The 26,160-nt window shown below is 65.4% G+C and carries 13 protein-coding genes; 11 read left to right on the top strand and 2 right to left on the bottom strand.

Going from position 1 to position 26,160, the window contains the following annotated elements; genetic code table 11:
- Positions 1-7: 7 nt before the first annotated feature.
- Positions 8-1,798, bottom strand: a complete 1,791-nt coding sequence (locus tag KI242_RS21890) for an acyclic terpene utilization AtuA family protein (protein WP_053153022.1) — start codon at positions 1,796-1,798, stop codon at positions 8-10.
- Between the two features lie 186 nt (positions 1,799-1,984).
- Between KI242_RS21890 and KI242_RS21885 the strand changes: the two genes are divergently transcribed.
- From KI242_RS21885 to KI242_RS21875, 3 genes are all read left to right on the top strand, one after another.
- On the top strand, positions 1,985-2,608 hold the full coding sequence (locus KI242_RS21885; protein WP_015636493.1) for a TetR/AcrR family transcriptional regulator: 624 nt from the start codon (positions 1,985-1,987) through the stop codon (positions 2,606-2,608).
- A gap of 96 nt (positions 2,609-2,704) precedes the next feature.
- Complete coding sequence (locus tag KI242_RS21880) at positions 2,705-3,499, top strand: transporter substrate-binding domain-containing protein (RefSeq protein ID WP_019095084.1); 795 nt, start codon at positions 2,705-2,707, stop codon at positions 3,497-3,499.
- 95 nt (positions 3,500-3,594) lie between these two features.
- A complete protein-coding gene (locus KI242_RS21875) occupies positions 3,595-3,954 on the top strand; it encodes a hypothetical protein (RefSeq protein ID WP_019095085.1) in 360 nt (119 codons plus the stop codon).
- 33 nt (positions 3,955-3,987) lie between these two features.
- Here the strand turns inward: KI242_RS21875 and KI242_RS21870 are convergent, their stop codons facing one another.
- Complete coding sequence (locus KI242_RS21870; protein ID WP_011062465.1) at positions 3,988-4,536, bottom strand: RNA polymerase factor sigma-70; 549 nt, start codon at positions 4,534-4,536, stop codon at positions 3,988-3,990.
- A gap of 373 nt (positions 4,537-4,909) precedes the next feature.
- On the opposite strand from KI242_RS21870, the gene KI242_RS21865 reads away from it, so the two are divergent.
- The 8 genes from KI242_RS21865 (at position 4,910) to KI242_RS21830 (ending at position 26,149) form a co-directional block, all read left to right on the top strand.
- Positions 4,910-17,926, top strand: a complete 13,017-nt coding sequence (locus tag KI242_RS21865; RefSeq protein ID WP_212805569.1) for a non-ribosomal peptide synthetase — start codon at positions 4,910-4,912, stop codon at positions 17,924-17,926.
- A 227-nt stretch (positions 17,927-18,153) separates the two neighbouring features.
- Complete coding sequence (locus KI242_RS21860) at positions 18,154-19,191, top strand: hypothetical protein (protein WP_183001569.1); 1,038 nt, start codon at positions 18,154-18,156, stop codon at positions 19,189-19,191.
- A 119-nt stretch (positions 19,192-19,310) separates the two neighbouring features.
- On the top strand, positions 19,311-20,360 hold the full coding sequence (locus tag KI242_RS21855; protein ID WP_053153012.1) for a hypothetical protein: 1,050 nt from the start codon (positions 19,311-19,313) through the stop codon (positions 20,358-20,360).
- Positions 20,361-20,471: 111 nt separating this feature from the next.
- Positions 20,472-20,978 carry a sigma-70 family RNA polymerase sigma factor gene (locus tag KI242_RS21850; protein ID WP_041752437.1) on the top strand — a complete coding sequence of 169 codons (507 nt, stop codon included), beginning with the start codon at positions 20,472-20,474 and terminating at the stop codon, positions 20,976-20,978.
- Positions 20,975-21,934 carry a FecR domain-containing protein gene (locus KI242_RS21845; RefSeq protein WP_015636488.1) on the top strand — a complete coding sequence of 320 codons (960 nt, stop codon included), beginning with the start codon at positions 20,975-20,977 and terminating at the stop codon, positions 21,932-21,934. Before KI242_RS21850 ends, KI242_RS21845 begins: the two co-directional genes overlap by 4 nt.
- An 86-nt stretch (positions 21,935-22,020) precedes the next feature.
- Positions 22,021-24,462, top strand: coding sequence for a TonB-dependent siderophore receptor (locus KI242_RS21840; protein ID WP_015636487.1), 2,442 nt, complete (start codon positions 22,021-22,023; stop codon positions 24,460-24,462).
- 409 nt (positions 24,463-24,871) lie between these two features.
- A complete protein-coding gene (locus tag KI242_RS21835; RefSeq protein ID WP_077934573.1) occupies positions 24,872-25,228 on the top strand; it encodes a hypothetical protein in 357 nt (118 codons plus the stop codon).
- Positions 25,229-25,336: 108 nt separating this feature from the next.
- On the top strand, positions 25,337-26,149 hold the full coding sequence (locus KI242_RS21830) for an alpha/beta fold hydrolase (RefSeq protein ID WP_077934572.1): 813 nt from the start codon (positions 25,337-25,339) through the stop codon (positions 26,147-26,149).
- Positions 26,150-26,160: the final 11 nt, after the last annotated feature.

Raw genomic sequence — 26,160 nt, 5'->3', positions numbered from 1 at the left:
AGCTCCTTTAATTGACGGCGTCGGCGATGCTCTGCGGCACCGGGATCTGGATTTCCAGCAACTGCTGGGCAAAGGCCTTGCCTTGCGGGTCGATGCGCAGGCTGGCGACGCCGCCGCCGCCCAGGGCGTTCTCCAGCAGGAAGTTGAGGCTATGGGTGCCCGGCAGGTACCAACGCTGGACCCGGCCATGCACCGGGTCCAGCACATGGCCCATCCAGTCCACCAGCACCTCGGGGGTCAGGGCTTCGGCGATCCACGGCAGGTAGTCGGGGTGGCGCGCCATGACCCCGATATTGCTGTGGTTGCCCTTGTCGCCGGAGCGTGCCACCGCCAGCTTCACCAGCGCCACGCTGGCATCGGCGCGGCCGCGGGGGGCGGGCAGGGAATGGGGGGCGGGCAGGGCTGCCGGGTCCAGGCGGTCGGTGTGCGGCAGGGCGCAAGGGTGACGCTGGCCGGCAAGGTCGATCTCCAGCCGGCAGGCGTCCTTGTCCAGCAGGAAGGAGAACAGGCGGATCACCGGGTACACCGTCGGCCGGCCACCGACGATGCCGGTGAGCCCCGGGGCCATGCCGGTGGCGGCCTGGGCGATTTCCCGGGAGAACAGCACCAGCGCCGCCTTGTTCGGGTGGCGCACCGCCAGCTTGATCACCACCTCGCGGCTGTCCTGGCGCTGGCCGTGGGGGCCGTAGGTGGCCTCGCTACCCAGCAGTTCGATGTTCACTTCGCTGTAGGGCCCCCAGCCGCGCTGGGCGAACATCTCGCTGGTCTTGTCGATGATCGCCTGGCTGACCCGGTGCGCCTTGGCGACCGCGTCGATCCCGGCCATCAGGCAACTGGCGGTGCAGCGGAAGCCGTCCGGGTAGGTGGCGCTGACCTTGTACTGGTGGCTGGGGGGCAGGCCCCTGGCACCCTGTACATGAACCCTTTCCGGGCCCTGTTGCCGCAGTTCCACCTGAGAGAAATCGCACACCACATCCGGAAGCAGATAAGCCCTGGGGTTGCCAATTTCGTACAGCAGTTGTTCGCCCACCGTCAGCGGGCTCACCAGCCCTCCGGTACCGGGTGCCTTGCCGACCACAAACTGGCCGTCAGCGCCGACCTCGACGATGGGAAAGCCGATATGTTCGTAGTCCGGCACCTGGCGCCAGTCGGTGAAATTGCCGCCGGTGCACTGCGCGCCACATTCGATGATGTGCCCGGCCAGGGCGGCCTGGGCCAGGCGGTCGTAATCCTGCCAGGACCAGTTGAACTCGTGGACCAGGGCGGCGCTGACCACCGCGCTGTCGACGCCGCGGCCGGTGATCACGATATCCGCCCCCAGGCGCAGCGCTTCGACGATGCCGGGGGCACCGAGGTAGGCATTGGTGGAGACGCACATTGGCGGCAGTGGCGCGCCGCTGAACATCTCCACAATGGCGGCGTCGCTCAACTGCTTGAACTGCGGTTGCAGGTCGTCCCCCAGCAGCACGGCGATCTTCAGCGTCACCCCGGCCTGTTCGCAGGCGGCCTGCAAGGCACTGGCACAGGCCTGCGGGTTGACCCCGCCGGCGTTGCTGATGACCCGGATGCCCTGTTCGCGGATCGAGCCCAGCAAGGGTTTGAGCACCTCGACGAAATCCGTGGCGTAGCCCGCCGTCGGGTCCTTCATGCGCGCCCCGGCCATGATCGACAGGGTGATCTCTGCCAGATAGTCGAACACCAGGTAGTCCAGGCGGCCGCCTTGCACCAACTGCGCTGCGGCGCTGCTGGTGTCGCCCCAGAAGGCACTGGCGCAGCCGATTCTTACGGTCTTGGTCATGACAGGGCTCTCGAATGAAGAACTGCGAGGAGGCTACCAAGCAAGCGCTTGGTTTGTAAATACGTTGGCCTATTCTTCTGGCCAAGCGCTTGCTTGGTAACCGGCAGAGGCTTAAATTGCGCGCGCCGCGCCCGGATTTGCCGGGTTACGCTGAGCTATTGATGACGTGAAGGTAGGAGAACACCGGTGGACGAGCAAAAAGCCCTGCAGGTAGTACGCGAGCTGATCGCCAGTGGCCAGGTGACCGACCCCGAGAGCGCCCGGGGCAAGCTGCTGCAAACCGCAGCGCACCTGTTTCGCAACAAGGGTTACGAGCGCACCACCGTGCGTGACCTGGCCAGCGCGGTGGGCATCCAGTCGGGCAGCATCTTTCATCACTTCAAGAGCAAGGACGACATCCTGCGGGCGGTGATGCAGGAAACCATCCACTACAACACCGCCTTGATGCGCGCTGAACTGGCCGAGGCCGGCAGCGTGCGCGAACGGGTGCTGGCGCTGATCCGCTGTGAACTGCAGTCGATCATGGGCGGCAGCGGTGAAGCCATGGCGGTGCTGGTGTACGAGTGGCGCTCACTGTCCCCGGAAGGCCAGGCAGCCGTCCTGGCGCTGCGCGATATCTACGAACAGATCTGGCTGCAGGTGCTGGGGGAGGCCAAGGAGGCGGGGTTCATCAAGGGCGATGTGTTCATTACCCGGCGCTTTCTCACCGGCGCCCTGTCCTGGACCACCACCTGGTTTCGTGCCGAGGGCAGCATGACCCTGGAACAGCTGGCCCAGGAGGCCCTGCTGCTGGTGCTCAAGGATCATTGAGCGGCTGGCTAATTGTGCGTGGCAACATTGTCGAAGTGGCTGAAAACGCCTAGCTTTAGCTCATTCATTTTCATTTCCTTGAGGTGTGTTGCCTTGATGTCCTTGCCGCTGCGGTCAGCCTTGCGAATGCTCTTGCTGGCGCTGGCAACACTTTGGGTCTGTCCGGCCTCCTCGGCGCAGCTGGTGCGGGTCGCGGCGGCGCATTTCCCGCCTTATACCGTCCGTCCAGAAACCGGTGCCGACACCGGTTTGCTGCCGCAACTGGTGGAAGCCCTCAACCAGTCCCAGAGCGACTATCAGTTCGTCCTGGTGCCCACCTCGATTCCCCGGCGTTTCCGCGATTTCGAGCAGGGCCGGGTGGACCTGGCGATCTTCGAGAACCCGGCCTGGGGCTGGCAGAACATTGCCCACACCAGTGTCGACATGGGCCTGGAAGACGCGGAAATTTTCGTCGCCCAGCGTCAGGGCGGGCGCCAGCAGGACTATTTCGCCAACCTGAAGGGCAAGCGCCTGGCCCTGTTCAGCGGTTATCACTACGCCTTCGCCCAGTTCAACGCCGACCCCAAGTTCCTGGCCGACACCTACAACGCCACCCTGACCTATTCCCATGACAGCAACCTGCTGATGGTCCTGCGGGGCAGGGCGGACATCGCCCTGGTGACCCGCTCCTACCTCAGCGACTTCCTGGCGCGCAATGCCGAAAGCACGGAGCAGTTGCTGGTTTCCGAACGCATCGATCAGGTCTACCACCATTACGCCCTGATCCGGCCCAAGGCGCCGATCACGGCCGAAGACTTTTCCGGGCTCCTGCAAAAACTGCGGGACAACGGCCAGATGCACAAGATCTTCGATCCCTATCGCATTGTGGTGATGAGCGTGCCCCACGCCTGACATCACGCAGCGACCGGCCCGGCCCGCGACGGGCTAAATTTCCGGCGGCGGCCCACGTCACTTGGTTGAATGCCCAACCGACGGTGAGCGCTGCCATGTCCTCTGTTGATCCGCTGAATGTTGCAGCCCTGCCCACTAGCCAGCTCACGGGAATCGATGAGGTCATCGCCCGCCAAAGGCTGTTCGAGTCTCTGCGGGGCCGGGGGCAGGCGCCCGTGCCGGTGGATGCCCAGGCAGCCGAGGCGGCGCGCCAGGATCGGCTGGCTTTCTGGCTGTCGGCCCAGGTACATGCCCTGTATCTGGACCCGCCAGGTGCGCAGCGGCCGGCGCCAGGCGCCCACGCGCCGCCCTGTGCTGCGCATGACCGTTGTCGGTTCTGCCAGCAGGAGTTCGATCTGTTGCATAAACGTGCAGCGTTACTGGTGCTTGGCCGCAGTGGCCTGCTTGAGGTGTAGGCACCCTTCAAGCCGGGTCATGCAGGGCGCCAGTCAGCGACGGGCGAAGGTATCGGGGCGGTTGCCCGAGACTTTGCGGCAATGCACCAGGGCATCGCGAATCATGAAGTTGACCAGGGTCGGCGATACCCCCAGCTCCTTGGCGATGTCCTTTTGCGGGACGCCATGCAGGCGGTACATCTCGAAGGCGTAGCGCGTGCGGCTGGGCAGCTCGGTCAGGGCTTCGGCGATGTTTTCCAGGGTGGAAAAGTTCATGTGGGAGGTTTCAGGTGAAGCGCCATGAATAACCACATTCAAGCCTTCCTCTTCAGTACCCGAGTACTTCTGCTCCAGCGCCTGCTTGCGGTAGTGGTCGATGGCCAGGTTGCGCACGATCTGGAACAGGTAACTGAGCTGGGCCTTGAACGAGGAGGTGATCTGCGGCGCCGACTGCAGGCGGAAAAACGCATCTTGAACCACGTCTTCAGCCCGGGATCGGCAGCCGGTAATGCGGGCTGCAATCTTCACCAGGATCAGACGGTTGTCGACAAAAGCCTGGAGTAACGGTGAATCGCACCTGCTTGTGGATACTTGTTCCGTCATGGAAATCACCTTGTTGCAAAGAGGTTAGTGGGACGTCAGAAAAATCTGACCCGTCCTACACATCGAGCGACAAATTAGGCTGAATGATAATGATTGTCAATTGAGAAAAAGAACTAATGCTCTCTGTCAGTGCAGATTGCGAACGGCTGCTCGTCAGTGGGCTGGATCAGGCCTTGAAGGGCAGGATGCGGACTAATTATTTCAAGACGTCATCCGTTCTCATTGGAGAAAGATTCCGGGTAGCAGACCCGGCCACGGCGCCCTCCGGATGCCCACGACTTTCTTATAACTATTTGATTTATAGATAGTTATTAAAGTTATGGGAGAGCAGGGCCCGCTCTCCATTGCAAGCACAATCCTGGCAGGAAACCCCATGACGGACGCGTTCGAACTCCCCAGCACCCTGGCCCAAGCCCTTCAACGCCGGGCAGTCCTGGCACCTGATCAAGTGGCGTTGCGCTTTCTCGCCGAAGAGCAGGATCAGAGCGTGGTCCTCAGTTACCGGGACCTGGACCTTCGTGCGCGCACCATTGCTGCGGCTCTGCAAGCCAACGCCGAATTCGGCGATCGCGCGGTATTGCTGTTTCCCAGCGGCCCGGACTACGTCGCGGCGTTCTTCGGTTGCCTGTACGCCGGGGTGATCGCGGTGCCGGCCTATCCGCCGGAGTCCACCCGTCGTCATCACCAGGAGCGCCTGATTTCCATCATGGCCGACGCCGAGCCACGGTTGCTGCTGACCAGCGCCGGGCTGCGGGATTCACTGTTGCAGATGGACGAACTCAAGGCCGCGGGCGCGCCGCAACTGCTGTGTGTGGACACCCTGCAAGCCGGGCTGGCCGAAGACTGGCAGGCCGTGGCGCTGCAGGGCGACGACATCGCCTTCCTGCAATACACCTCGGGCTCCACCGCGCTGCCCAAGGGCGTGCAGGTCAGCCATGGCAACCTGGTGGCCAACGAACTGCTGATCCGTCGCGGCTTCGGTATCGACCTCAACCCGGACGACGTGATCGTCAGCTGGCTGCCGCTGTACCACGACATGGGCTTGATTGGCGGCCTGCTGCAACCGATTTTCAGCGGCGTGCCCTGTGTGCTGATGTCACCGGCCTACTTCCTGGCGCGGCCCGTACGCTGGCTGGAAGCGATCAGCGAATACGGTGGCACCATCAGCGGCGGCCCGGATTTCGCCTACCGCCTGTGCAGCGAACGGGTCAGCGAGTCGGCCCTGGAGCGCCTCGACCTCAGCGGCTGGCGCGTGGCCTATTCGGGGTCCGAGCCGATCCGCCTGGACACCCTGGAGCGTTTCGCCGAGAAGTTCAGCGCCTGCGGTTTCAGCCATGAAAACTTCCTCGCCTCCTACGGCCTGGCCGAAGCCACCCTGTTCGTGGCCGGTGGCGTGCGCGGCCAGGGCATCCCGGCCCTGCACCTGGACGACCAGGCCCTGGCGCAGAACCGCGCCGAGCCGGGGCAGGGCAGCGCGATGATGAGCTGCGGCTTCAGCCAGCCGGAACACGCCGTGCTGGTGATGGATCCGCAGCAACTGGGCGAATTGCCTGACAACCGTATTGGCGAAGTCTGGGCCGCCGGGCCGAGCATTGCCCATGGCTACTGGCGCAATCCTGAAGCCACCGCCAAGACCTTCGTCCAGCATGCCGGTCGTACCTGGTTGCGCACCGGTGACCTGGGCTTTATCCGCGATGGCGAGCTGTTCATCACCGGGCGCCTGAAGGACCTGCTGATCGTGCGCGGGCACAACCTCTACCCCCAGGACATCGAAAAGACCATCGAGCGCGAGGTGGAAGTGGTGCGCAAGGGCCGGGTGGCGGCGTTTGCGGTCACCGAGCAGGGCCAGGAAGGCATCGGCATCGCCGCGGAAATCAGCCGCAGCGTGCAGAAGATCCTGCCCCCCGAGGCGCTGATCAAGGCCATCCGCCAGGCGGTGGCCGAAGCCTGCCAGGAAGCGCCGAGCGTGGTGGTGCTGCTCAACCCCGGGGCCCTGCCGAAAACCTCCAGCGGCAAGTTGCAGCGTTCCGCCTGCCGCACCCGGCTGGCCGATGGCAGCCTGGATTACTACGCGCTGTTCCCGCAGGCCGGCAGCGCAACGGCTGACGCCGCAGACAGCGCCGGTGACGCGCTGCAAACCCTGATTGGGCGCATCTGGCAGGAGCAACTGCAATGCGCTTCAGTGGCCGCCGACGATCACTTCTTCCTCCTGGGGGGCAACTCGATTGCCGCTACCCAGGTGATCGCCCGCCTGCGTGAAGAGCTGGGGCTGGAACTGGGCTTGCGCCTGCTGTTCGAGGCTCCGACCCTGGGTGCCTTCAGCGCTGCCGTGGCGCGCCAGCAGCAGGACGGCGGCGTGGCCCAGGGCAGTATCAATGCCCTGTCGCGCCAGCAGCCGCTGCCCCAATCCCTGGCGCAGAACCGCCTGTGGATCACCTGGCAACTGGACCCGCAGAGCAGCGCCTACAACATTCCCGGCGGCCTGCGCTTGCGTGGCGAGCTGGATGAAGAGGCCCTGCGCGCCAGCTTCCAGCAACTGATCCAGCGCCACGAAGCGCTGCGCACGCGCTTCTTCGAGCGTGACGGCCAGGCCCTGCAACAGGTGGATGCCGCCGGCGAATTCAACCTGCAGGTGATCGATATCAGCGACCTGCCACCGGCCGAGCGTGAAGCCCGGGCGCGGCAGATCCGCGAAGACGAGGCCCGGACCCAGTTCGATCTGGAGAAGGGGCCGCTGTACTGGGCGACCCTGGTGCGCCTGGATGACGAAGAACACCAACTGCTGCTGACCCTGCACCACATCATCGCCGACGGCTGGTCGCTGAATGTGCTGATCGACGAGTTCTCGCGGCTCTATGCCGCCGCGGCCCAGGGCCAGAGCCTGGAGCTGGCGCCCCTGGCCCTGCAATACGCCGACTACGGCAGCTGGCAGCGCCAGTGGCTGGCCCAGGGCGAAGGCCAGCGCCAGCTGGACTACTGGAAACAGCAGTTGGCGGACGAAGCCCCGGTGTTGAACCTCGCCACCGACCACCCGCGTTCGGCCCAGGTCCGCCACAGCGCCGCGCGCCATGACCTGCGCCTGAGCGCGAGCCTCAGTGAAGCCGTGCGCCAGACCGCCCAGGCTCGGCAGGCCACGCCGTTCATGCTGTTGCTGGCGGCGTTCCAGACCCTGCTGCACCGCTACAGCGGGCAGGGCGATATCCGCATCGGTGTGCCCAACGCCAACCGCCCGCGCCTGGAGACCCAGGGCCTTCTGGGCTTTTTCATCAACACCCAGGTATTGCGCGGGCAGTTGGATTCGCGCCAGTCCTTCGCCGACCTGCTGCAGCAGACCCGCCGCACCGCCCTGGAGGCCCAGGCCCATCAGGACCTGCCTTTCGAACAATTGCTCGAAGCCTTCCCCGAAGCCCGTGAGCAGGGCCTGTTCCAGGTCATGTTCAACCACCAGCAGCGCGACCTCGGCGCCTTGCGCCGCCTGCCGGGGCTGCTGGCCGAAGAGCTGCCGTGGCACAGCCGCGAGGCCAAGTTCGACCTGCAACTGCACAGCGAAGAGGACCGCAACGGCCGCCTGAGCCTGGCCTTCGACTACGCCGACGAGCTGTTCGAGGCGGCCAGCATCCAGCGTCTGGCCGGGCATTTCATCAGCCTGCTGGAGCATGCCTGCCAGCAACCGGACCGCGCCCTGGGCGACTTGCCGTTGCTCGGCAACGCCGAAACGGCGCAACTGCAGCAATGGAGCGTGGCCCCCTGCGCGCCGGCCGAGCAGTGGCTGCCGGAGCGCCTGCACGAACAACTGCGCCAGAGCCCGGAACGCACCGCGCTGGTCTGGGACGGCGGGCAACTGGGCTTTGCCGAACTGCACGCCCAGGCCAACCGCCTGGCCCACTACCTGCGGGACAAGGGCGTCGGGCCGGACGTGTGCGTGGCCATCGCCGCCGAACGTTCGCCGCAACTGCTGATCGGCCTTCTGGCAATCATCAAGGCCGGTGGCGCCTACGTGCCCCTGGACCCGGACTACCCCGCCGAACGCCTGGCCTACATGCTCGAAGACAGCGGCGTGGGCCTGCTGCTGACCCAGACCCATCTGCTGGGCCGGATGCCCGAAGCCCCGGGTGTCAGCGCCATCGCCATGGACAGCCTCAAGCTCGACAGCTGGCCGAGCCACGCGCCGGGCCTGCACCTGCACGGCGAACACCTGGCCTATGTGATCTACACCTCCGGTTCCACCGGCCAGCCCAAGGGCGTCGGCAACACCCATCGCGCGCTGATGGAGCGCCTGCAATGGATGCAGGACAGCTACCAGCTGCAAGCCGACGATGTGCTGATGCAAAAAGCCCCCATCAGCTTCGACGTGTCGGTGTGGGAGTGCTTCTGGCCGTTGATCACCGGCTGCCGGCTGCTGATCGCCGCTCCCGGCGAGCACCGCGATCCCCATCGCATCGCCCAGCTGGTGCAGGAGTATGGTGTCACCACGCTGCACTTCGTGCCGCCGCTGTTGCAGTTGTTCGTCGATGAGCCGCTGAGCGCCGAATGCCACAGCCTGCGCCGGGTGTTCTCCGGTGGCGAAGCCCTGCCGGCCGAGCTGCGCAATCGCCTGTTGCAGCAGTTGCCCAACGCGCAACTGCACAACCGCTATGGCCCGACCGAAACCGCGATCAACGTCACCCATTGGCAGTGTTCAGTCGATGACGGCGAGCGTTCGCCCATTGGCCGGCCCCTGGGCAACGTGGTGTGCCGGGTGCTGGACGCGGACCTCAATCCGTTGCCGGCAGGAGTTCCGGGTGAGCTGTGCATCAGCGGCCAGGGCCTGGCCCGGGGTTACCTGGGACGCCCGGCGCTGACCGCCGAACGCTTTGTGGTCGACCCCCTGAGCGAGGAGGGCGCGCGCCTGTACCGCACCGGTGACCGCGTACGCTGGTGCGCCGACGGCGTGCTGGAATACCTCGGTCGCCTCGACCAGCAGGTCAAGCTGCGGGGCTTTCGGGTCGAGCCGCAGGAAATCGAAGCGCGGCTACTGGCCCAGGACGGCGTGGCCCAGGCCGCGGTGCTGGTGCGCGATACCGTCGCCGGCCCGCAGTTGATCGGCTACTACACCGCCCAGGCCAGCGACGAAGATGAAACCGAGCAAAGCGCCCGGCTGAAAACTGCCCTGGCCGCCGAGCTGCCGGAATACATGGTGCCGGCGCAACTGCTGCGGCTGGACGCCATGCCCCTGAGCCCCAGTGGCAAGCTCGACCGCCGGGCCCTGCCGGAGCCGCAATGGCTGGTGCGCGAGCACGTCGAACCGAGCACCGAACTGGAACAGCAGATCGCGGCTATATGGCGCGAAGTGCTGGGCCAGCCACGCATCGGCCTCAAGGACGATTTCTTCGCCCTGGGCGGGCATTCGCTGCTGGCCACCCAGATCATTTCCCGCACCCGCCAGGCCTGCGACGTCGAGCTGCCACTGCGGGCGCTGTTCGAAGCCAGCGAACTGGGGGCCTTTGCCGAGCAGGTGCTGCTGATCCAGGAGTCCGGCGCGCGCAACCAGCAGCCGCCGATTGCCCGGGTAGACCGCAGCCAGCCGGTGCCGCTGTCCTATTCCCAGCAGCGCATGTGGTTCCTCTGGCAGATGGAGCCCGACAGCCCGGCCTACAACGTCGGTGGCATGGCGCGGCTGTCTGGCGTGCTCGACGTGGGCCGCTTCGAGGCCGCGCTGCAAGCGCTGATCCTGCGTCACGAAACCCTGCGCACCACCTTCCCCAGCGTCAATGGCGTGGCCCATCAGCAGGTGCATGCCGACACCGGCCTGCGCATGGCCTGGAAGGACTTCTCGGCCCTGGCCCCGGATGCGCGTCAGCAGCGCCTGCAACAATTGGCGGACAGCGAAGCGCATCAACCCTTCGACCTGGAGACCGGCCCCTTGCTGCGCGCCTGCCTGGTCAAGGCCGGCGAGCAGGAGCATTACTTCGTCCTGACCCTGCACCACATCGTCACCGAAGGCTGGGCCATGGACATCTTCGCCCGCGAGCTGGGCGCGCTGTACGAAGCCTTCCTCGACGACCGCGAATCGCCCCTGGAACCCTTGCCGGTGCAGTACCTGGACTACAGCGTGTGGCAGCGCCAGTGGCTGGAATCCGGCGAGCGCCAGCGCCAGCTGGACTACTGGACCGGGCAACTGGGCCGCGAACACCCCTTGCTGGAGCTGCCCAGCGACCGGCCACGGCCCGCGGTGCAAAGCCACCAGGGCGAGCTGTACCGCTTCGACTTGAGCGACGAGCTGGCGGCCCGGGTGCGGGCCTTCAATGCCGAGCACGGCCTGACCCTGTTCATGACCATGACCGCCGCGTTGTCGCTGCTGCTGTACCGCTACAGCGGCCAGAGCGACCTGCGCATCGGTGCGCCGGTGGCCAACCGCATCCGCCCGGAAAGCGAAGGGCTGATCGGCGCCTTCCTCAATACCCAGGTGCTGCGTTGCCAGCTCGACGGGCAGATGAGCGTCGGTCAGTTGCTGGAGCAGGTACGCCACACCGTGATCGAGGGCCAGTCGCACCAGGACCTGCCGTTCGATCATCTGGTGGAAGCCTTGCAACCGCCGCGCAGCACCGCCTACAACCCGCTGTTCCAGGTGATGTGCAACGTCCAGCGCTGGGAATTCCAGCAAAGCCGGCAACTGGCGGGCATGACCGTGGAATACCTGGTCAACGATGCCCGGGCCACCAAGTTCGACCTCAACCTGGAAGTCACCGACCTGGACCAGCGCCTGGGCTGCTGCCTGACCTACAGCACCGACCTGTTCGACGAGCCGCGCATTGCGCGCATGGCCGGCCACTGGCGCAATCTGCTGCAGGCCCTGATCGACGACCCGCAACGGCGCCTGTGCGAATTGCCACTGCTGCAGGCCGATGAACAGCAGCACCTACTGGACAGTTTGAGCGTCGAGCCCGGCGAGCAACGCCTGGATCAGTGCATCCATCATCTGTTCAGCGAGCAGGCCCTGGCCCGCAAGGACGCACCGGCCCTGACCTTCGCCGGGCAGACCCTGAGCTACAGCGAACTGGACAGCCGCGCCAACCGCCTGGCCTGGATGCTTCGTGAGCGTGGCGTGGGCCCGCAAGTGCGGGTCGGCCTGGCCCTGGAGCGTTCCCTGGAAATGGTCGTTGGCCTGCTGGCGATCCTCAAGGCCGGTGGCGCCTACGTGCCCCTGGACCCGGAATACCCCCTGGACCGCCTGCACTACATGATCGAAGACAGCGGCATCGGCCTGCTCCTCAGCGATGCGCGGATGTTCGCCGCCCTGGGCGAGCTGCCGGCCGGAGTCGGCCGCTGGTGCCTGGAAGAGGACGGTGCGCTGCTGGCCGACTACCCGGCCAGCGAGTTGCCCTTCATCAGCCTGCCCCAGCATCAGGCGTACCTGATCTACACCTCCGGTTCCACCGGCCAGCCCAAGGGCGTGGTGGTGTCCCACGGGGAAATCGCCATGCACTGCCAGGCGGTGATCCGCCGCTTCGGCATGCGCCCGGACGACTGCGAGCTGCACTTCTATTCCATCAACTTCGACGCCGCCACCGAGCGCTTGCTGGTGCCGCTGCTCAGCGGCGCCCAGGTGGTACTGCGGGCCCAGGGCCAGTGGGACGCCGAGGAAATCTGCCAGCTGATTCGTCAGCATCGCATCAGCATCCTTGGCTTCACCCCGAGCTACGGCAGCCAGTTGGCCCAGCATCTGGCGACCCAGCAGCAGACCCTGCCGGTGCGCATGTGCATCACTGGCGGCGAGGCCCTGACCGGCGAACACCTGCAGCGCATCCGTGCGGCCTTCCAGCCGAGCCTGTTCTTTAACGCCTACGGCCCCACCGAAACCGTGGTCATGCCCCTGGCCAGCCTGGCGCCGCAGCAGTTGGCCGAAGGCGTGGCCAGCGTGCCCATCGGCAGCATTGTCGGGGCCCGGGTGGCCTATATCCTCGATGCCGATCTGGCGCTGGTGCCCCAAGGGGCGACCGGTGAGCTGTATGTCGGCGGCGCCGGTCTGGCCCAGGGTTATCACCGTCGTCCGGGGATGAGTGCCGAGCGTTTTGTCGCCGATCCGTTCGCCACCGATGGCGGGCGCCTGTACCGCACCGGGGACCTGGTGCGCCAGTGCGCCGACGGTCAGCTGGAGTACATCGGCCGGGTCGACCATCAGGTGAAGATTCGCGGTTTCCGCATCGAGCTGGGGGAAATCGAAACCCGCCTGCTGGATCATCCGGCCGTGCGTGAAGCGGTGGTGCTGGCCTTGGATACCCCGGCCGGCAAGCAGCTGGCTGGTTACCTGGTGACCGAGGTGGCCGAGCACAACGATGTGCAGCAGGCCAACCTGCGTGAAGCCCTCAAGCAGCAGTTGAAAACCCAGCTGCCGGACTACATGGTGCCGACCCACCTGATCCTGCTCGGCAGCATGCCGTTGACCGCCAACGGCAAGCTCGACCGCCGGGCCCTGCCATTGCCGGACCCGGAGCTCAACCGCCAGCAGTACGTGGCGCCGAGCAACGAGCTGGAACAGACCCTGGCCAGGGTCTGGGGCGAAGTGCTGAACGTGCAGCAAGTGGGCCTCAACGACAACTTCTTCGAACTGGGGGGCGACTCGATCCTGTCGATCCAGGTGGTCAGCCGCGCCCGCCAGTTGGGGATTCACTTCACCCCGCGGGACCTGTTCCAGCACCAGACGGTGCAAACCCTGGCGCGGGTTGCCAGCCACACTCAGCGCGTCAGCGCCGAGCAGGGCCAGCTCAGTGGCGAAGCGCCGCTGACGCCGATCCAGCACTGGTTCTTCGACAGCCGCATTCCCCAGCCGCAGCACTGGAACCAGGCCTTGTTGCTGGAACCGCTGGGCACCCTGGATGCGTCGTTGCTGGAGCAAGCCCTGCTGGCGGTGCTGGAGCAACACGACGCCCTGCGCCTGCGCTTCAACCAGGCGGGCGGGCAGTGGCGCGCCGAGTACCTGCCGTTGTCCGATGCTCCCTTGTTGTGGCAGGTGCGGGTGCCGTCCATGGCCACCTGCGAGGCACTGTTCGCCGATGCCCAGCGCAGCCTCGACCTGGAACACGGGCCGCTGCTGCGGGCGGTGCTGGTGGACGGCCCTGAAGGCGAGCAACGCCTGTTGCTGGCCATCCACCACCTGGTGGTGGACGGTGTGTCCTGGCGCGTGCTGCTGGAAGATTTGCAAAACGCCTATCGTCAGTTGCAAGCCGGAAAGGCCCTGAACCTGCCGGCCAAGACCAGTGCCCTGCGGGACTGGTCGAGCCGCCTGCTGGCCTATGCCGGCAGCGAATCCCTGCGTGAAGAGCTGAGCTGGTGGCAGCAGCAATTGGCCGGCCCGGCCGCGCAACTGCCGGGGCTCAAGGCCACTGGCAGCCAGCAGCATCAACAGGCTCAAAGCCACAGCGTGACCCTGGATGCCGAGCGCACCCGTCAGTTGCTGCAACAGGCTCCAGCGGCCTACCGCACCCAGGTCAACGACCTGCTGCTGACCGCCCTGGCCCGGGTGCTGTGTCGCTGGAGCGGGCAGCCTTCGGCCCTGGTGCAATTGGAAGGCCACGGCCGCGAGGCGCTGTTCGACGAGATCGACCTGACTCGCACCGTGGGTTGGTTCACCAGCGCCTATCCGCTGCGCCTGACGCCGTTGCAGGTGGAAGAAGCGGCCGGGCAGGGCGCCTCGATCAAGGCCATCAAGGAACAACTGCGGGCCGTGCCGCACAAGGGCCTGGGTTACGGCGTGCTGCGCTACCTGGCGGATGAAAGCTGCCGCGAGGCCCTGGCAGCGCTGCCGCTGGCGCCGGTGACCTTCAACTACCTGGGGCAGTTCGACCAGAGCTTCGGCGCCGACGCCTTGCTGCGCCCGCTGGATGAATCCGTCGGCCCGGCCCACGCACCGGAAGCACCGTTGCCCAACGAACTGAGCATCGACAGCCAGGTGTATGGCGGCGAGCTGGTGCTGCGCTGGACCTACAGCAGCGAACGTTTCGACGCCGAGCTGATCGGCGAGCTGGCGGACGCCTACCTGGGCGAGCTGCACAGCCTGATCGCCCATTGCCTGAAGGACGATGCCGGTGGCCTGACGCCGTCGGACTTCCCCCTGGCGCGCCTGACCCAGGCCCAGCTAGATGGCCTGCCGGTACCGGCGGCGCAGATCGAAGACGTCTACCCGCTGACCCCGATGCAGGAGGGCATGCTGTTGCACACCCTGTTGGAGCCGGGCACCGGCCTGTATTACATGCAGGACCGCTACCGCATCAACAGCGAACTGGACCCGGAGCGTTTCGCCCAGGCCTGGCAGGCGGTGGTGGCGCGCCACGAAGCCTTGCGCGCGTCTTTTTGCTGGAACGTCGGCGAAGACATGCTGCAAGTTATCCACAAGCCGGGCCGCACCCCGATCGAATTCCTCGACTGGAGCGCGGTACCCGAGGCCGAGCAGGAAGCCAAGCTGCAAACCCTGCATAAACAGGAGCGCGAGGCCGGTTTCGATCTGCTCAACCAGGCGCCGTTCCACCTGCGGCTGATCCGCGTCGGTGCGGCCCGTTACTGGTTCATGATGAGCAACCACCACATCCTCATCGATGCCTGGTGCCGCTCCTTGCTGATGAACGACTTCTTCGAGATCTATACCGCCCTGGGCGAAGGCCGCGAGGCACAGCTGGCGGTGCCGCCGCGGTACCGCGACTACATCGGCTGGCTGCAGCACCAGAGCCTGTCCGAGGCGCGGCAGTGGTGGCGACAGAACCTTGAGGGCTTTGAACGCGCCACGCCGATCCCCAGCGACCGGCCGTTCCTGCGCGAACACGCCGGTGACAGCGGCGGCATGATCGTCGGCGACTGCTACACCCGCCTGGATGCCCGGGATGGTGCGCAACTGCGGGAACTGGCGCAGCAGCACCAGCTCACCATCAACACCTTCGCCCAGGCGGCCTGGGCCCTGGTGCTGCGGCGCATGAGCGGCGATCGCGACGTACTGTTCGGCGTTACCGTGGCCGGGCGCCCGGTGGAAATGCCGGAGATGCAACGCACCGTCGGCCTGTTCATCAACAGTATTGCCCTGCGGGTCAAGCTGCCCCAGGACGGTGAGCGCTGCAGCGTGCGCCAGTGGCTCAGCGCCTTGCTCGACAGCAACATGCAGCTGCGCGAATACGAGTACCTGCCGCTGGTGGCGATCCAGGAAACCAGCGAACTGCCCAAGGGCCAGCCGCTGTTCGACAGCCTGTTCGTGTTCGAGAACGCGCCGGTGGAAGTCTCGGTGCTGGACCGTGCCCAGAGCCTGAACGCCAGTTCGGATTCCGGCCGCACCCACACCAACTTCCCGATTACTGCCGTGTGCTACCCGGGGGATGACCTGGGCCTGCACCTGTCCTACGACCAGCGCTACTTCGAGCAGGCGACCATCGAACGCATGCTCGGCGAGTTCAAGCGCCTGCTGCTGGCCCTGATGCAGGGCTTCCATGGCGACATGGCCGAACTGGCGCTGCTAGGTGAAGAGGAGCAGGACTTCCTGCTGGCCGGCTGCAACCAGAGCCAGCATGAGTACCCGCTGGAGCGCAGCTACGTGGAGCTGTTTGAAGCCCAGGTGGCGGCCCATCCGCAACGCATCGCCGCCAGTTGCCTGGACCGGCGCTACAGCTACGCTGAGTTGAACCGCTACAGCAACCGCTTGGGTCATGCCTTGATCGCCAACGGCGTGGGCTTTGATCAGCCGGTGGCCTTGCTGGCCGAGCGCGGCCTGGAACTGCTGGGCATGATCATCGGCAGCTTCAAGGCCGGGGCCGGCTACCTGCCCCTGGACCCGGGCCTGCCGGGCCAGCGCCTGGGCCGTATCATCGAGCTCAGCCGCACGCCGATCCTGGTCTGCACCGCGGTCTGCCGCGAACAGGCCCAGGCCCTGCTGGACGAGTTCGGCTGTGCCGGGCGTCCGCGGCTGCTGGTCTGGGAAGAGCTGCAAGCCGCCGGGCATGCCGAGAGCAACCCGGGCCGCTACAGCGCGCCGGACAACCTGGCCTACGTGATCTACACCTCCGGTTCCACCGGCCTGCCCAAGGGCGTGATGGTGGAGCAGCGCGGCATGCTCAACAACCAACTGAGCAAGGTGCCGTACCTGCAACTGAGCGAAGCCGACGTGATCGCCCAGACGGCGTCCCAGAGTTTCGATATTTCGGTCTGGCAGTTCCTTGCCGCGCCGCTGTTCGGTGCCCGGGTCGACATTGTGCCCAACACCATCGCTCACGATCCCCAGGGCCTCTTGGCCCATGTCGAGGAGCAGGGCATCACGGTGCTGGAGAGCGTGCCGTCGCTGATCCAGGGCATGCTGGCCCAGGACGCCATCGCCCGGGATGGCCTGCGCTGGATGCTGCCCACCGGCGAGGCCATGCCACCGGAGTTGGCGCACCAATGGCTGCTGCGTTATCCACAGGTCGGCCTGGTGAACGCCTACGGTCCGGCGGAATGCTCCGATGACGTGGCCTTCTTCCGTGTGGACATGGCTTCGACCCGGGGCGCCTACCTGCCCATCGGTACGCCCACCGACAACAACCGGCTGTACCTGATGGACGAAGCCCTGGAGCTGGTGCCCCTGGGCGCGGTCGGCGAGTTGTGCGTGGCCGGTACCGGTGTCGGCCGCGGTTACGTCAGCGACCCGTTGCGTACAGCGCTGGCCTTCGTGCCCCATCCGTTCGGTGCTGCGGGCGAACGCCTGTACCGCACCGGCGACCTGGCGCGCCGGCGCAGCGACGGCGTATTGGAATACGTTGGCCGGATCGACCATCAGGTGAAGATCCGTGGCTATCGCATCGAACTGGGGGAAATCGAAGCGCGCCTGCACGAACAGCCGGAACTGCGCGATGCCGCCGTGGGGGTGCAGGAAGGGGTCAACGGCAAGCATCTGGTGGGCTATCTGGTCGCCGGTGACTCAAGCCTGAGCCCGAGCGAACGCCTGGAGCGGATCAAACCGCGGCTGCGCGCCGAACTGCCGGAATACATGGTGCCGCTGCACTGGCTGTGGCTGGAGCGCCTGCCCCTCAACGCCAACGGCAAGCTCGATCGCAAGGCCTTGCCGGCCCTGGAGATCGGTCAGTTGCAGAGCCAGGACTATCAAGCGCCGGGTAGTGAACTGGAGCAAACCCTGGCCGATATCTGGGCCGAGGTGCTCAAGGTCGAACGGGTGGGCGTGCGCGACAACTTCTTCGAGTTGGGCGGGCATTCCCTGCTGGCCACGCAGATCGCCTCGCGGGTACAGAAAACCCTGCAACGCAACGTACCGCTGCGGGCCATGTTCGAATGCAGCACGGTGCAGGAGCTGGCCGCGTACATCGACGGCCTGGGGGCCAATGAAATCAGCGAGGAGAAAGTGGATCGGCTGAGCGACCTGATGGCCGAGCTGGAGGGGCTGTGATCGACGGATGAGCGGTGGGGCGTTGTTCGCGCAGCAGGAAGACCGACATCTGGCGTAGGAGCCGGCTTGCCGGCGAAGAGGCCCGCAAGCCTTGCATCGTCCTGGCCGACGCCTTCGCTGGCAAGCCAGCTCCTACGGGCGAAGAGGCCCGCAGGTCCTCTGCTATGATCGCGCCCGGCCCAGGTCCAAGCACCTGCGCCGGGCGTTTTCATTCAAGGACCGTAACCATGGCAGAACAGCTTTACTGGCGCGACATCGAAGATTCCCTGGGCAACTGGAGTGGCCTCGGTGTCGAGGTCGAACCGGGCTCCACGGACAAACCGCCGCTTTACCTGCGCACCGGCGCCAATGCCCGGATCAAGCTGATGCACCACGACATGCCGTTGTTCTGGGCCACCCTGGCCCGGGACCACGGCGGCGTCTGGCTGGTACGCAACCCGCTGGCGGACGGCGCCGAATGCCGGCTGCTGGCACCCATCGACTCACCCACCGTGGAGCAGCACGCCGCTCTGGCGCCCGAGCTGCGGATCAGGGCCTGGAGCCGCTATTTCGTCAGCCGTCTCAGTGAAAGCGCCCGGCACTTCCTCACCCCCGGTTTCTGGCTGGCCCAGGGCCTGCTGCCGGAGCCCTCCAGCACCGCGAGCGGCCTGGACCACTGGCGCTTCACCTCGGTGATCGACCCTTTGACCCATGTGCCCAACTGGCACCTGTACGGCGAGGATTTTCTCGACAACCTGCAACCCCAGACCCTGGAGTGGATCGACTGGTGGCATGGCGGCGGCAAGCTCATCGGCCTGCACCGTGTCGACCCCGAGGCCGGGCGCCTGAAGTGGTGGCGCAAGAAGGCCCGCGAAGGCAGCCTGGCGCCGATCCTGCTGTGGTACGTCGGCGGGTTGGCGTCCTACGTGGTGATCGACGGCCATTACCGTTTGCAGGCGGCCATCGCGGAAAACCTCGCGCCATCATTCATCGTCCTCAGCGCCACCCGCGAGCGCGGCTTCGCACCGAGCCTGGAGCATCAGCAACGGATCATGGATTCACTGCGCAAGCGCGGCGACGCGGTGCCGCGCAACCCGGCCCTGAGCACCGAGAACCTCAACCGGGTGCTGATCCAGGCGTTCGATGACCGGCCGCAGTACCGCAGCGCTACCCCGGCCTGGGCCGGCAATGAGCCGGAGTCGCAGTGGTGCGACGAGGTGCGTCAGTGCCTGGGCGGGCAAGGGTTGGCAGACGAAGTAGACGCGGTCATTGGCCGCCATGGGTAAGGCGCTGGCCGCCTTCGCTGGCAAGCCAGCTCCTACAGGCGAATGGGCCCTCCAGCCCTCTGCTATAGTCGCGCCTGCCCGCCGCAGGGCCGGTCATTGATCAAGGATTAGGGACAATCGTGGAACAGATTTTCTGGCGTGATATCGAGGATTTGGCCGGCCACTGGAACGGCCTCGGCGTGGACGTCAAACGCCCGGCCAGCGGCAAGCCCAACCTGTGCCTGCTCAGTGGCAACAACAGCCGTATGCAGTTGGTGCTCGGCGACCAGACCCTGCTCTGGGGCACCATGTCCCGCTGCCTGTATGGCGTATGGCTGGTGCGCAATCACCTGCCGGAGCAACTGCCGCAAACCCTGGTGGGCCCCATCGACTCGCCTCAGGTGGAACAACAGGCGCGCCTCGACCCGGCGCTGCGCCTCAAGGCCTGGAGCCGCTTCTTCGTCGAGCAACTGATGCAGCACCAGCCGGACTTCTTTTACCCCGGCTACTGGCTGGTGCGGGCCCTGCGCCCGGCATCGCAGAAACCGATGCGGCCGCTGCTCAGCGGCACCGAAGCCTGGTACTTCAAGGGCGGTGAAGATGCCCTGAGCCATATGCCGCAGTGGGCGATCTATGGTCGCAACATCCTCGACAACCAACAGGCCGGTACGGCGCGCTGGGTCGGGTTGGGGGAGTACGGTGGCGCAGTAGTCGGCCTGCATGCCGTGGACCCGCATTCCGGGCGCTTGAAGTGGTGGCGCAAAAAAGCCCGCGAAGGCAGCTTGCCGCCGATCCTGCTGTGGTATGTCACCGGTCTGAGCTGCTATCTGATTCTCGATGGCCATTACCGCCTGCAGGCGGCCATCGATGAAAACCTGCCGCCGGAGTTTCTGGTGCTCAGCTCGCCGCGGCTCTACCGCTATCGCCCCAACCCGCAAGAGCAGCAGAAGGTGCTGGGGGCGCTGCAAGTGCAAATCCAGCGCAAAAAACTGGACACCGGGCGCTTCAACCAGTTGCTGATCAGCACCTTCGACGACCGGCCGTATCACGGCTTCGGCAGCCAGTCCTGGGCGGGGATTGCCTCGGAGCAGGCGTGGATCGACCAGGTCAGCGGCATTCTCAAGGAACGCGGTGACCTGAGCGACCTGGAGGAAATCCTCGAACGCGAAGCGCCGGAAGAGTACCGCTGATCGCCACCCCCGGATTTGCCGCGGCGCTGGGGGATTTGCAACGACGAACGTTGATTTTCATGACCGGCAAACTGGATAATGATAACAGTTACCATTAGCGTGCCGGTCTCGATGCACAGTCCCGTAGACACCAAAGCCATAGTTGCCAACCTCTATAGCGAGAATTACCGCTGGTTGCGTGCCTGGCTGTATCGCCGATTGCAGTGCCCGCAGGATGCCGCGGATCTGACTCAGGACACCTTCGTGCGCACGCTGACCGCCGGCCAACTGGCCGATCTCAACGAACCGCGGGCCTTTCTCGCCACGGTGGCCAGGCGCTTGTTGAGCAACCTGTTCCGGCGCCGTGCCTTGGAGCAGCAGTACCTGCTGGAACTGGCGCGGATGCCGCAGGCCTTCAGCCCCTCCGAAGAGGAGCTGGCGCTGGTGCGCGAAGCGCTGGAACTGATCGACCGGCTGCTCGAAGGTCTACCGCAACGGGTGCGTCATGCTTTTATCCTGCATCGCCTTGAAGGCCTGGCGCAGCCGCAGATCGCCGAGCGCCTGGGAGTTTCTCTGGCGACCGTCGAGCGCGACCTGCGGCGAGCCTTCCTGCATTGCCTCAGCGAGCGCGCCGCATGAGCCGTACCGCCAGCGACCAGGCCAATCGCGCCGCCGTGGACTGGTTGCTGAAGCTGGAATCCAGCAGCCAGGGAGATGCCGTGCAGCAAGCCTTTGCCCACTGGCTGGCGCAGAGCGGCGAACACGCCGCTGCCTGGCAGCGGGTCAACGCCGTGCTCAGCCAGCCCTTGCAGCAACTGCAGAGCAGCGAGCAACTGCAGGCGGCCAGCCGGGCCTTGCGATCGCTGCCTTCGCCAGCGCGGCGCAAAGTGCTGGGCGGCGGGCTGGCGTTGCTGGTGCTGGGAGGCGGTGCTGCCGGGCTGGTTAACCGCGTGTTGCCCTTGGGTCAGGTGCTGGCCGACCTGGATACTGCCACCGGCCAGCGTCAGTCCATGATCCTGGCCGATGGCAGTCGGCTCCACCTGAACGCCCGCAGCGCCGTGGATATCCGCTTCGATGCCGGGCAGCGGCGCATCGTCCTGCGTGAAGGCACGGTGCAGGTCGACGTCGCCGCCGACCCGGCGCGGCCGTTTATCGTCGAAAGCCGCGAGGGGCGGGTGCAGGCCCTGGGCACCCGTTTCATGGTCAGCCGCAACGATCTCGGCAGTCTGGTTTCCGTGCAGCAACACAGCGTGCTGCTGACCACCGCCCAGGGGCGCCAGCAGCGGGTCGAGGCCGGTGAAGCCTTTGCTTTCGGCGCTCAAGGCATCGAGCGTCAGGCACCGTCGTTGCGTACCCGGGTGGACTGGCTCGACGGCCGCATCGATGTGCGCAACGAGCCCCTGGGCGAATTGATCGAGCTGCTGCGGCCCTACCGCAGCGGCCTGTTGCGCATCAGCCCGGAAGCGGCGCGGGTCCGGGTCTATGGGGTGTTCCCCTTGGATGACAGCGATCAGGTGCTGCGCTCCCTCGGCGAAACCCTGCCGATCCAGGTGACTCGCTATGGCTTCTGGCTGACCCGTATCGAGCTGCGCTGATTGTTAAAGAAGCCAGGAACAGTGAGGGGGTTCGGTTTTTCCCGTGTCCTGGTTATGGAAAGCCAACCTAATAACGAGCCCTTTCCATGTCCCAGATTATTTTCCGTCCCAGCTTGCTGGCGATGGCTGTCGTTCTGAGTTACGCCGCTCTGCCCACTGTCGCCCATGCCGCGACCGACCCGCAGCAGGCTCAGGCCACCCGAGCGTTCGATCTGCCCGCCGGTGACCTGGGTGAGACCTTGAGCCGCATCGCCCGGGACAGCGGCCGGGTGCTGTCGGTGGCCCCGCAGTTGCTCAGCGGCAAGCGCGCCAGTCGGGTCAGTGGCCAACTGACTCCCGAGCAGGCTGTGCAGCAGGCCCTGGTGGGCAGCGGCCTGGGCCTGACCACCACCCCCAGTGGCACCTGGAGCCTGTACCTGTTGCCCACGGGGTCGGCGTTGCAACTGCAGCCGACCCATATTCAGGGCCAGGATCAGGAGCAGGCCTGGGGGCCAGTGGATGGCTACGTGGCTACTCGCAGCGCCACCGCGACCAAGACCGATACGCCGATCCTGGAAATTCCTCAGACCATCAACGTGGTCACTGCCGATCAGGTGCAGACCCAGGGCGCGCGCAACCTGACCCAGGTCCTGCGCTACACGCCGGGACTGAGCGTCAACGGCTACACCGACCGCAATACCATTGCCGACGAGATCACCAGCCGCGGTTTCGCCCCGACCCCGCTGTACCTGGACGGCGCCTACCTGCCCTATGCCGGCAGCCTGGGCGGGGCGCCGCAAATCGATCCCTACACCCTGGAGCGCGTCGAGGTACTCAAGGGGCCGTCGTCGGTGCTCTATGGACAGAACCAGCCCGGTGGCCTGGTCAATCTAGTGTCCAAACGCCCCAGCAGTACGCCGCAACATCAGGTCAAGTTCGGCCTGGGCAGCTACAACCGGGTCTATGGCGCCCTGGACAGCAGCGGCCCACTGGATGATCAGGGAGAGTTCTCCTATCGCCTGATCGGCGTGGCGAAAAAGGGCAACGAACAGGTGGCTCACACCAACAGCCAGCGCACCCTGCTGGCGCCGAGCCTGACCTGGAGCCCAAGCGACGCCACGCGCCTGACGCTGTTTGCGCAGATCCAGCGCGACGACGGGCTGGCCGACTACCAGGCGTTGCCGAAAATCGGCACCCTCGAACGCGGCCCCGATGGGCGCAAGATCGACCGCGATTTCTTCAATGGCGATTCGCGCTACAACGACTACAAGCGCGACCAGTACATCCTTGGCTACGAGTTGAGCCAGGCCCTCAACGACGACCTGAAATTCCGTTCCACCGCGCGCTACATCGACGTGCGCGACCGCTACAAGGGCTTTTACCTGCGTGGCTTCGTCACCGATGCTGGCGGTGTGACCGACTACACTCGAGCTACCCGCACCAAGCTCGACTGGCAGCAGCACAACACAGCCTACACCCTGGACAACAACCTGGAGTACCGCTTCAACACCGGTGCCCTGGAGCACACCACCCTGGCGGGCGTGGACTATCGCCATTTCAATCGCAAGTACACCGGCTACAACGCCTACGGGGTCTTGCCGGTAGACCTGTACGGCAAGAACAACTACGACACCAGCAGCGTCACCCCCGAACTGACCACGCGCTGGGACAACACCGTCAGCCAGACCGGCGTCTACGTCCAGGACCAGATCAAGCTTGACCAATGGATACTGACCCTCGGCGGCCGCCAGGACTGGGCCGAAGTGGAAAACAAGGACCTGCTGGCCCGCAGCATCGTTGAACAGCGGGACCACAAGTTCACCGGTCGGGTGGGCCTGACCTACGTGACCGATTTCGGTCTGGCGCCCTATGTCAGCTACTCCCAGTCCTTCCTGCCGACCGTGGGCACCAGCGCCCCGGAGCGCGGTGCCAAGGCCTTCAAGCCGACCGAGGGCGAGCAGTATGAAGTGGGGGTGAAGTACCAGCCCGTGGACAAGACGCTGATGACCGCGTCGGTGTTTCAGGTGAAGCAGAAGAACGCCCTGACCAACGACATCGACTACCCCGAATACAACGCGCAGCAGGGCGAGATTCGTTCCCGGGGCATCGAGCTGGAAATCAAGTCCAGCCTGGACAACATCGATGTGATGGCTGCCGCCACCTACATCGATTCCTTCTATACCAAGGCCAATGACTCCACCAAGGGCAACCGTAATGAAGCCCAAGCGCCGGTCTCGGCCAGTGCCTGGGTCGACTACCACTTCACCCAGGCGGCGCTCAGCGGCCTGACCTTTGGCGTGGGCGCGCGCTACACCGGCAGGAAGCCGGGGGACTCGGGCAGCACCTTCAGCACACCAGCCTATGTGGTGTACGACACCACCGTCAGCTATGACCTGGGCAAGCTCGACCCGAGCCTGCGCGGGCTGAAAAGCAGCCTCAACGTGCAGAACCTGTTTGACCGGGAATACGTCTCCGACTGCAACTACAACTTCGGCTGCTACTACGGCCAGGAGCGGGTGGCTTCGGTGGAAATGAGCTACGACTGGTAACGCAGGGCCAGGGGAGCAGATGGCCGTGAAGGCGCCTGCTGCCCTGGAACGTAGTGGCTCCGAATGTCGAGGAACAACGTCTGATAGTCAGGCGGTTCGCTTTCTTTTGTAAGGCAAATCCGAGAAACTGCGGGCCGCTTGAATGCGCCTGGTGGGCGGGATAGGGTTCCGGAGCCATCGCCCAATCGATGGCTCGGATGTGCAAGTCCGGTCATGTCGGCGCATCGTTGTCAAAAGCAGTTCGGGGTTTTTTGCCCGTTGTTTCTGCGTTATGGCAGCCGTGCGTGGGAGACTTTCGAGTCTGCCGGGTTCCGATATGCCCGGTCTTGCACACCTGCGTACGGCTGCCACCCTATTCGTGTGCAAGCGAACGGTGACGGCTCCTTTGAGTTCATATCGGAGTTACACCATGAAAAAGCTCGTCCCCGATCCACCCACGTCCTATCGCGATCCCGCCCTCAAGGCCGCCAACGCCACCCTGCGCGTGGCCCTGGCCCGGCAACCGCTGGACCCCGCGGTGTTCCAGCTCACGACCCAAGCCAAACCCGTTTCCCCCGACTCGCTGTTCAGCGTGCGCGAAGGCGTCAGCGCCGAAGAGGCCCTGGTGCATGTGGCGCTGCTGCTCAAATGTGCCGAGGAGGCGTGCGATGAAATCACCCAACAGGGCAGCGGCCTGGAGCGCGGGCTGATCTGGTCCATGGTGCATTCGGTGGAGATGGCCCGCGCCGTGGTGGAGGCCTTGCTCGACGGTCAGCGCGGGCCTTGAATCCGGGCATCTCCTGATACGTTTTGTCGGACGGGTCCGATTGACTGAGCTTTTTTCACGGCACAGTCTGTCGGACCTTTTTCGTCATTCCCTTGCAGGAGCTAGCCCATGCCTTTCGCAACCATCGATGGACAACCGTTGCACTACCTCGACCAGGGCCAGGGGCCGGTGGTGTTCCTGGCCGGCAGTTATTTGTGGGACACCGGCATGTGGGCGCCGCAGATCGGGGCGTTGTCGGCGCAGTACCGGGTGATTGCCGTGGACCTGTGGGGCCACGGCCAGTCCGGGCCGTTGCCGGCAGGCACTGCGTCGCTGGACGATGTGGCACGGCAGATGCTGGCCTTGCTCGATCATTTGCAGATCGAACGGGTGACCCTGGTGGGCTTGTCGGTGGGCGGCATGTGGGGCGCGCGCCTGGCCTTGGCGGCGCCGCAGCGCATCGACGGCCTGGTGCTGATGGACACCTACCTGGGCGCCGAGCCGGAGCCGACCCGGCAGTATTACTTTTCCCTGTTCCAACAGATCGAGGACAGCGGCCTGATCGCCGAGCCGCTGCTGGATATCGTGGTGCCGATCTTCTTCCGCCCGGGTATCGATCGACAGTCGGCGCTGTTCCAGGATTTTCGTGCCAGCCTCGCGGCACTGCCTGCCGAGCGCCTGCGCCAGAGCGTGATTCCCATGGGGCGCATCACTTTCAGCCGAGCGGATGTGCTGGATCAGCTGGAGCGCCTGGATGGGCAGAACACCTTGCTGCTGTGTGGTGATCAGGACCAGCCGCGGCCGCCTGCGGAAACTGTTGAGATGGCTGAGCGCATTGGCTGCCCTTATCAACTGATTCCCGAGGCGGGGCATATTTCCAGCCGGGAAAACCCGGAGTTCGTGACCCGGGCCTTGTTGGCGTTTTTACAGCGCAACGGCTGAAGCCTGACTCT

It is taken from the genome of Pseudomonas sp. Eqa60 (assembly GCF_018326405.1).
In the GTDB taxonomy this organism is placed as follows: Bacteria; Pseudomonadota; Gammaproteobacteria; order Pseudomonadales; family Pseudomonadaceae; genus Aquipseudomonas; species Aquipseudomonas protegens.
Note: the sequence above shows the minus strand (reverse complement) of the source record. Positions and strands in the feature narration are given on the sequence as shown.

Excerpts from the sequence above, each read along its gene's own strand:
- KI242_RS21890 (WP_053153022.1), bottom strand. The coding sequence starts at position 1,798 with ATGACCAAGACCGTAAGAATCGGCTGCGCCAGTGCCTTCTGGGGCGAC.
- KI242_RS21880 (WP_019095084.1), top strand. The coding sequence starts at position 2,705 with ATGTCCTTGCCGCTGCGGTCAGCCTTGCGAATGCTCTTGCTGGCGCTG.
- KI242_RS21875 (WP_019095085.1), top strand. The coding sequence starts at position 3,595 with ATGTCCTCTGTTGATCCGCTGAATGTTGCAGCCCTGCCCACTAGCCAG.
- KI242_RS21870 (WP_011062465.1), bottom strand. The coding sequence starts at position 4,536 with ATGACGGAACAAGTATCCACAAGCAGGTGCGATTCACCGTTACTCCAG.
- KI242_RS21865 (WP_212805569.1), top strand. The coding sequence starts at position 4,910 with ATGACGGACGCGTTCGAACTCCCCAGCACCCTGGCCCAAGCCCTTCAA.
- KI242_RS21860 (WP_183001569.1), top strand. The coding sequence starts at position 18,154 with ATGGCAGAACAGCTTTACTGGCGCGACATCGAAGATTCCCTGGGCAAC.
- KI242_RS21850 (WP_041752437.1), top strand. The coding sequence starts at position 20,472 with ATGCACAGTCCCGTAGACACCAAAGCCATAGTTGCCAACCTCTATAGC.
- KI242_RS21845 (WP_015636488.1), top strand. The coding sequence starts at position 20,975 with ATGAGCCGTACCGCCAGCGACCAGGCCAATCGCGCCGCCGTGGACTGG.
- KI242_RS21840 (WP_015636487.1), top strand. The coding sequence starts at position 22,021 with ATGTCCCAGATTATTTTCCGTCCCAGCTTGCTGGCGATGGCTGTCGTT.
- KI242_RS21835 (WP_077934573.1), top strand. The coding sequence starts at position 24,872 with ATGAAAAAGCTCGTCCCCGATCCACCCACGTCCTATCGCGATCCCGCC.
- KI242_RS21830 (WP_077934572.1), top strand. The coding sequence starts at position 25,337 with ATGCCTTTCGCAACCATCGATGGACAACCGTTGCACTACCTCGACCAG.